The sequence below is a fragment of the Gaetbulibacter sp. PBL-D1 genome (assembly GCF_050509525.1).
In the GTDB taxonomy this organism is placed as follows: domain Bacteria; phylum Bacteroidota; class Bacteroidia; order Flavobacteriales; family Flavobacteriaceae; genus Gaetbulibacter_B; species Gaetbulibacter_B jejuensis.
Window position 1 is genome coordinate 5,425 of sequence record NZ_JBNWKB010000029.1, and the last position, 6,868, is coordinate 12,292.

The 6,868-nt window shown below is 35.4% G+C and carries 10 protein-coding genes; 2 read left to right on the forward strand and 8 right to left on the reverse strand.

Annotation, left to right across the window (positions count from 1 at the left end):
- The 4 genes from ACQ0RB_RS15465 to ACQ0RB_RS15480 form a co-directional block, all read right to left on the reverse strand.
- A partial coding sequence (locus ACQ0RB_RS15465) for a GNAT family N-acetyltransferase (RefSeq protein WP_430499582.1) occupies positions 1 to 376 on the reverse strand: 376 nt, incomplete at its 3' end.
- Positions 363 to 1,019: an HD domain-containing protein gene (locus ACQ0RB_RS15470; protein WP_430499584.1), complete on the reverse strand. Its 657-nt coding sequence runs from the start codon at positions 1,017 to 1,019 to the stop codon at positions 363 to 365. The genes ACQ0RB_RS15465 and ACQ0RB_RS15470, both read right to left, overlap by 14 nt.
- Positions 1,016 to 1,753 (reverse strand): lysophospholipid acyltransferase family protein, encoded by a 738-nt coding sequence (locus ACQ0RB_RS15475; RefSeq protein WP_430499585.1) that lies wholly within the window; start codon positions 1,751 to 1,753, stop codon positions 1,016 to 1,018. Before ACQ0RB_RS15475 ends, ACQ0RB_RS15470 begins: the two co-directional genes overlap by 4 nt.
- A gap of 87 nt (positions 1,754 to 1,840) precedes the next feature.
- Complete coding sequence (locus ACQ0RB_RS15480; protein ID WP_129759682.1) at positions 1,841 to 2,251, reverse strand: BrxA/BrxB family bacilliredoxin; 411 nt, start codon at positions 2,249 to 2,251, stop codon at positions 1,841 to 1,843.
- Positions 2,252 to 2,442: 191 nt separating this feature from the next.
- On the opposite strand from ACQ0RB_RS15480, the gene ACQ0RB_RS15485 reads away from it, so the two are divergent.
- Together ACQ0RB_RS15485 and ACQ0RB_RS15490 are read left to right on the forward strand one after the other, a co-directional pair.
- The gene (locus tag ACQ0RB_RS15485; protein WP_129759681.1) at positions 2,443 to 3,222 is read left to right on the forward strand and encodes a TerB family tellurite resistance protein; all 780 of its coding nucleotides are present in this window, start codon (positions 2,443 to 2,445) and stop codon (positions 3,220 to 3,222) included.
- A complete protein-coding gene (locus ACQ0RB_RS15490; RefSeq protein WP_430499588.1) occupies positions 3,223 to 3,429 on the forward strand; it encodes a hypothetical protein in 207 nt (68 codons plus the stop codon).
- Here ACQ0RB_RS15490 and ACQ0RB_RS15495 read toward each other — a convergent pair.
- The 4 genes from ACQ0RB_RS15495 to ACQ0RB_RS15510 all read right to left on the reverse strand — a co-directional run.
- Complete coding sequence (locus tag ACQ0RB_RS15495; RefSeq protein WP_430499591.1) at positions 3,419 to 4,579, reverse strand: metal ABC transporter permease; 1,161 nt, start codon at positions 4,577 to 4,579, stop codon at positions 3,419 to 3,421. The genes ACQ0RB_RS15490 and ACQ0RB_RS15495 overlap by 11 nt on opposite strands.
- Positions 4,572 to 5,699 carry a metal ABC transporter permease gene (locus ACQ0RB_RS15500; RefSeq protein WP_262732529.1) on the reverse strand — a complete coding sequence of 376 codons (1,128 nt, stop codon included), beginning with the start codon at positions 5,697 to 5,699 and terminating at the stop codon, positions 4,572 to 4,574. Before ACQ0RB_RS15500 ends, ACQ0RB_RS15495 begins: the two co-directional genes overlap by 8 nt.
- A 125-nt stretch (positions 5,700 to 5,824) precedes the next feature.
- Positions 5,825 to 6,559: a metal ABC transporter ATP-binding protein gene (locus tag ACQ0RB_RS15505; RefSeq protein ID WP_430498585.1), complete on the reverse strand. Its 735-nt coding sequence runs from the start codon at positions 6,557 to 6,559 to the stop codon at positions 5,825 to 5,827.
- Positions 6,559 to 6,868 (reverse strand): metal ABC transporter solute-binding protein, Zn/Mn family (locus ACQ0RB_RS15510; protein ID WP_430499590.1); only part of this gene is annotated, 310 nt, incomplete at its 5' end. The genes ACQ0RB_RS15510 and ACQ0RB_RS15505, both read right to left, overlap by 1 nt.

The following is a 6,868-nucleotide window of genomic DNA, read 5'->3' on the forward strand; positions in this document are numbered from 1 at the left end:
CAGTTTCATTTGTGTAAACACTTTTAATGTCAAAGCCATTTTTAAGGTTTAAAATCATCATAGGTTTAAAACGATTCATGGATTTGGTTCTTAACGTATTATAACCCTTTTGCTTTATGGCTTGTTCTTGCAATTGCGATAGTTGTTTTCCAATACCATTTTTTCTGTAATCTGGTAAAACGCCACCAACCCAACTGTAAAAAGTACTAGCGTTATACTTGTAACCAATTTTAAAACCAATTAATTGCTTTTGATGATAACAAAGTAGAGTTAATAGGTATTCTTTAACAGATTTATAAACGGTTAAAATTTCGTTTAAGTTATTTTTAGAAGGAATGCCTTCTAGTGTTTTAAAAGTAAATTTAGCGTTCTCCATCCCATTCTGCATAAAATTGCTCTAGATAGGTTTCCATAAATTGATGTCTTTTAGAGGCAATTTGTTGTCCTGTTTTGGTATTCATTTTGTCTTTTAACAACAATAGCTTTTCATAAAAATGATTTATTGTAGGTGCTGCTGAGGTTTTGTATTCCTCTTTGGTCATGTTCATGTTGGGTTGTATTGAAGGGTCAAACAACGGTCTGTTTTTAAAACCACCATAATTAAAACAACGTGCAATACCAATAGCTCCAATGGCATCTAACCTATCAGCATCCTGAACAACTTGTAATTCTCTAGATGTAAATTCGGCGTTTCCACTTAGAGAGTTTTTAAAGGAAATGTGTTTTATAATATTCACAACATGCTCAATAATTAAAGAATCAACATTTAGTTCAAACAAAAATACTCTTGCCATTTCAGGACCCACAGTTTCATCTCCATTATGAAATTTACTATCAGCGATATCATGTAGTAATGCTCCAAGTTGTACTACAAAATCATCAACAGGTTCTTTTTTAGAAATCAATACAGCATTGTTGTATACTCTTAAGGTATGAAACCAATCATGACCACCTTCGGCATTTTTAAGAGTCTCTTTTACATAAGCTTTAGTAGCGTCAATTATTTGTTGATTAGTCATGATTTTATTGAAGAAGTTATAGTCTGTTCAATATTGTTAATAAGTGCAATATGGTCTTTACTGTCGCTTAAAATTATAGGTTCATGAACAGTAAACGTAATATGAGCTCCAAGTCCCATTGGAAATTTACCATAACGCAAGGTTTTCCATGAGTTGTTTATGGTTACAGGAACTATGGTTGCAGAAGGAATATGCTCAAACAAAGTAAGTAGTCCTTTTCTTTGAAAAGGTTTTGGTGTTCCAGTTCTACTTCTTGTACCTTCAGGAAAAATCACAGCTGCACGCTTGTTGGTTTCAATATAGTGCGAAAAATCTTCAATAGCTTTTATGGCTTGTTTTGGGTTTTTTCGGTCAATCAATGCAGAACCACCATGACGTAAATTAAACGATACACTTGGGATGCCTTTACCTAATTCTTTCTTACTAATAAACTTTACATGGTGTTTTCGCATGTACCAAATTAAAGGAGGAATATCGTACATACTTTGGTGGTTAGCAACAATAATAACTGGTTGGTTGCTGCTAATTTGATACGGATTGGAAAACGAAAAACGAGTACCTAAAACATTAAGGCATCGCATAATGAAAAACTGTAACCAATCTACACTTATCTTATGAGCTTTATACCCAAATACATTAAGACACAGCCATTGTATTGGATGAAAAATAACTAGCGTTAATCCAAACAATATAAAGTAAATAACCGTTAAAGGGTAAGCTAAAAGTTTTGTCATATTACAAAAGTAATTCAATGAAATGTATGCACAAAAAAACCACGACTATATCGTGGTTTTTTCATAATTCTTTAATGTTGTAGCAAATTAACAGTGTTCGTTATAAGCATCAACTAGGTTGTCAGCAATCATATCAGCTGGACGACCTTCAATGTGGTGACGCTCTAACATATGAACCAATTCACCATCTTTAAATAAAGCCATACTTGGTGAGCTAGGAGGAAAAGGAACCATGTAAGCTCTAGCTTTATCAGTAGCTTCTTTATCTACACCTGCAAAAACAGTTACTAAGTGATCAGGACGTTTAGCATTTTGTAAACTCATTCTAGCTCCTGGACGTGCATTTGCTGCAGCACAACCACAAACCGAGTTTACAACTACTAAAGTTGTTCCTTTTTTTGCTAAAGCAGCATCAACAGCTTCAACAGTATGTAATTCTTCAAAACCAACATTGGTCAAATCTTCGCGCATTGGTTTTACTAATTCTGCTGGATACATATATCGTAAATTTTATAAGATTAATAATTTATTGTGCAAAGATACGGAAAAATAGCAGTCAATCGACAGATTGTAGTTGTTAGAATAAATAGAACCATTTAGGTTTTCAATGGGTAATTTCAGTAACAAAAGCTGTTAAAAAACTACTAACTATAGTATATTTGAGTCCCTTATAAAATTAAAATACACATATGAGTTTTTCAAAATGGATTGGAGCTTCAATTGGTTGGTCTGTTGGAGGTCCAATAGGAGCAATTGTAGGTTTAGCTTTAGGTAGTATTGTTGATGCTATGACCAATGGCAATGGTGGTCCGCTTTTAGGACAAAGTGAACCAAAACGTACAAGACAAGGTCGTTATAGCTCAAGACCAACTAAGGCACCAAAACAAACACAATCTGGCGATTTTGAAGTAAGTCTACTCATTTTAGCGTCTATAGTTATAAAAGCCGATGGTAACCAAGACCAAAGAGAACTGGATTTTGTAAGGCAACAGTTTACCAATATGTATGGTAAAGACCGAGCAAATAATGCGTTTAGACTCTTTAAAAGTATTAGTAAGCAGAATATTTCTACAAGACAAGTTTGTATGCAAATACGCAGTATGATGGATCATGCGTCGCGTTTACAACTCCTTCATTTTTTATTTGGAATAGCAAAAGCCGATGGACACGTTACTGAAGATGAAGTAAGACAAATTTATACCATTTCAGGGTATTTAAGCATTAGTTCACGCGATTTTGAAAGTATTAAAGCCATGTTTTACAACAGTACAGATAGTGCTTATAAAATACTTGAAATCACTAAAGATGCTACTGTTGATGAAATTAAAGCTGCCTATCGTAAAATGGCAAAAAAATACCATCCTGATAGAGTAGCGCATCTAGGAGAAGAACACCAAAAAGGAGCTGAAGAGAAGTTTAGACGTGTACAGGAAGCGTATGAAAAGCTACAAAAGGAAAAACGATTTTAAATGTACTGGATTATAGGAATTTTCGTCGTTTTTGTACTGGCTTATATCATTATCAAGCTTACTATTAACACAAAAGAAAATCCAGATTCAAGTTTAGGTGTTTTAGAGCATCCAAGTACTTTTGAAAAACAACAAATAGAGAGGGTTGATAAAGCTTTAACTATAAAGGATAAAAGAACAGAAAACGAAAAGTCAATCAACCTCTAAATAAAAAGAAATCGTCTTTCATGTCTTCAATTTGGGCATCTTCGTTTGTGATAATATAATCTATTGCTTTTGAAGTAAATTCGTCGCCTTTTTCGGTAAGTGACACAATCTTATTGTCAATTTCAATCATATTGTTCTTTTGAGCCAAATCCAATACGGTTTTACTGCGCACTTTTTGCCAATTGATATGTTCGTTGAGGTGATTGACATGACGTTCTTCAATATCGTCATGGTTTTTTAAATGCAGTAAAAATGTAAGTAAAGACACTTCAATGCGTTGTTGTTTCTCTCGGTACATTACTGCTATTAAGCCTTTACTTGGTGCAAACAAATACACAATTAAAAAAAGTAAACCTAGCATAGTTGTTATTGAGCCAGCAATTGAAGCATCTAACCAGTGTGCAAACCAATAGCCTGAAATAGCACTAAACACACCAAATGCTATGGCGAGTAAGAGCATTTTCTTTAAGTCGGTAGTTATTAAATAAGCAGCAGCAGCAGGTGCAATCATTAAAGCTACGACCAAAATAGCACCAACAGCATCAAAAGCACCAACAGTAGTTACCGAAGACACAGTCATTAATCCATAATGAATTAAAGCAGGAGAAAACCCGAGTGAAGCTGCTAATCCAGCATCAAAGGTGCTTATTTTTAGTTCTTTAAAAAAAGCAAAAAGTAACCCTAAGGTAATAAGTAGAATAGCGCCAATAATCCATAACGATTTTGGACCAACATCAGTTCCTGCAATAAAAAGTCTGTCAAAAGGCGCAAAAGCCAATTCGCCCAAAAGTACAGCATCTACATCCAAATGCACGTCGTTGGCATTTTTAGCAATCATAATTACGCCAATACTAAACAAGGCAGGAAATACCAATCCAATAGCAGTATCTTCTTTTACCAAGCCTGTTTTTTGAATGTGCTCTACCAAAACCACTGTAATAATTCCTGTGATGGCTGCTAACAAAATAAGTAAAGGCGAGTTGAGGTCTTGCGTTATGAAAAATCCAATTACAATTCCTGGTAAAATAGAATGACTGATAGCATCGCTAATCATTGCCATTTTTCGAAGCACTAAAAACGTTCCAGGAATGGCACAAGCCACAGCAACCAAACTGGCAATGAGCTGTATTTCAATTTGAGCGCTATTCATCGGTCTTGTGTTGTTGGTTATATAGGTTAGCGGCTTTTTCAAAGCCTTTTGGAGTTAAACTCCACATCGTGCCATCAATGGTGACATAGTCTTTATCAACCAGTTTTTGCAGTGTTTTACGTGTAAACCCTTGGAAGTTATTTAAGATTTTAATGGTGTGTGGATGCGAAATGTCTTCATGGGTTTCAGCAATATGGTACATAAAGGCTAGGGTTTTTTGCTGTTCCAAATCGCGTCTATTGGCAATAAATCGGATTTGTCGAAATAGTAATCCTCTGCTTGGAGAAAAGATAAAAGACACAACAACAAACACTGATGCTACAATAACAATAACAGGACCAGTAGATAGGTTGTTCTGACTTGCGCTAATGGCAGTACCAAACACTCCTGAAAACGCACCAAAAATAGCAGCTAAAAGCACCATCTTACTCAAGCTATTGGTCCATTGTCTTGCAGCAGCAGCAGGTGCTAATAACATAGCACTCATTAAAACCACACCTACAGTTTGTAAGCCTAAAACAATGGCTAAAACAATAAAACTCGTAATTAGGATGTCAATGGTTTTGGTGTTGAAACCTAATGTTTTTGCATAGTCTTTATCAAACAATAATATTTTGAATTCCTTCCAAAAGAGTAAAAGCACCAATAAGCATAGTCCAGTCACGATAGCCATTAACCACACATCGCTTTCTACTAAGGTTGCCGCTTGACCAAACAAATATTTGTCCAATCCAGCTTGATTGGCATTGGGTTGTTTTTGGATAAAGGTGAGCAATAACATTCCGAAGCCAAAGAACAAGGATAAAATCAAGCCCAATGCAGTATCCGATTTTAAATGTGTTTTGGTAATGATGCCTCTAATCCAGAACGTGCCAAGTAACCCACTCACTAAAGCACCTAACAAGAGCGTATTGCTGTCTTTTGCTCCAGTAATTAAAAAAGCGATTGCAATTCCAGGTAAGGCAGCATGGGAAATAGCATCTCCAAGTAAACTTTGTTTTCGGAGTACAGCAAAACTACCCAACATACCAGTAACAGCACCAAGAATTGCGGTTCCAAGTGTGATGGTTCTTAAGGTGTAATCGTTAATTACGAGTTCTATGTATTCTAGAAAGTCTATTGGTATTTTGTTGTTAGAGGTTAGACATTAGTTTTTGTTTTTTCATTTTGCAATGTCACACTGAGCTTGTCGAAGTGTTGATGCGGAATCTATATTTTCTATTGTTCATTATTCATTGTCAATTGTTACTCTTGTATGCTCACTTTATAATTAATGCCGTAGGTTTTAGTCAGGTTGTCATCATTAAAAATATCCTTGACAGGACCTGTGGCAATTTTTTTCACATTCAAGAAAGTTACCCAATCAAAGTATTCAGGAACAGTTTGCAAATCGTGATGTACGACAATAACGGTTTTTCCAGCTTTTCGCAATTCCTTTAAAATATTGATAATGGCAATTTCAGTAGTGGCATCAACACCTTGAAAAGGTTCATCCATAAAATATATTGAAGCGTCTTGCACCAAAGCTCGTGCTAAAAAAATACGCTGTTGTTGTCCTCCAGATAACTGGCTGATTTGCCTGTTTTTAAAAGGCAACATACCTACTTTTTCCAAAGCTTCAAGAGCTGCTTTTTTTTCTTTTTGACCAGGACGTTTAATCCAACCTAAACTGCCATAAGTTCCCATCATTACTACATCTAAGGCTGTTGTTGGGAAATCCCAATCTACACTTCCTTTTTGAGGCACATAAGCAACCAAATCACGTTGTTTGTCGTAAGGTTTTCCATAAATAGAAACACTACCAGCAATAGGTTTTAAAATACCCAATATGGCTTTGATGAGTGTCGATTTCCCTGCGCCATTTGGTCCAACAATAGCCATAAGAACACCTTCAGGAATTTCTAAATCAATATCCCAAAGTACAGGTTTGTAGTTATAAGCAACCGTTAAATCATCGACTTGTACAGCTATTTTTTTCATTATTTCAACGCATTAACAATGGTGTTTACATTATACTCAAACATGCCAATATAAGTCCCTTCATTAGTTCCAGTATTTCCAAGCGCATCAGAATATAAAGTTCCACCAATTTCCACATTGTGACCTTTAGATTTTACTGCAGCTTGCAGTGCTTCAATAGTACGTTTGGGTACTGAACTTTCTACAAAGATAGCCTTAATGCCTTTTTCAATAATAAAAGCTGATAATTTTTGAACGTCTTTCACTCCAGCTTCAGTTGCTGTTGAGAGTCCTTGTAGGCCAACAACTTCAAAATTGTAAGACCTTCCA

Bases quoted from the DNA above. Each gene is read 5' to 3' on its own strand.
- ACQ0RB_RS15480 (WP_129759682.1), bottom strand. From the start codon at position 2,251: ATGTATCCAGCAGAATTAGTAAAACCAATGCGCGAAGATTTGACCAAT.
- ACQ0RB_RS15485 (WP_129759681.1), top strand. From the start codon at position 2,443: ATGAGTTTTTCAAAATGGATTGGAGCTTCAATTGGTTGGTCTGTTGGA.
- ACQ0RB_RS15475 (WP_430499585.1), bottom strand. From the start codon at position 1,753: ATGACAAAACTTTTAGCTTACCCTTTAACGGTTATTTACTTTATATTG.
- ACQ0RB_RS15490 (WP_430499588.1), top strand. From the start codon at position 3,223: ATGTACTGGATTATAGGAATTTTCGTCGTTTTTGTACTGGCTTATATC.
- ACQ0RB_RS15495 (WP_430499591.1), bottom strand. From the start codon at position 4,579: ATGAATAGCGCTCAAATTGAAATACAGCTCATTGCCAGTTTGGTTGCT.
- ACQ0RB_RS15470 (WP_430499584.1), bottom strand. From the start codon at position 1,019: ATGACTAATCAACAAATAATTGACGCTACTAAAGCTTATGTAAAAGAG.
- ACQ0RB_RS15505 (WP_430498585.1), bottom strand. From the start codon at position 6,559: ATGAAAAAAATAGCTGTACAAGTCGATGATTTAACGGTTGCTTATAAC.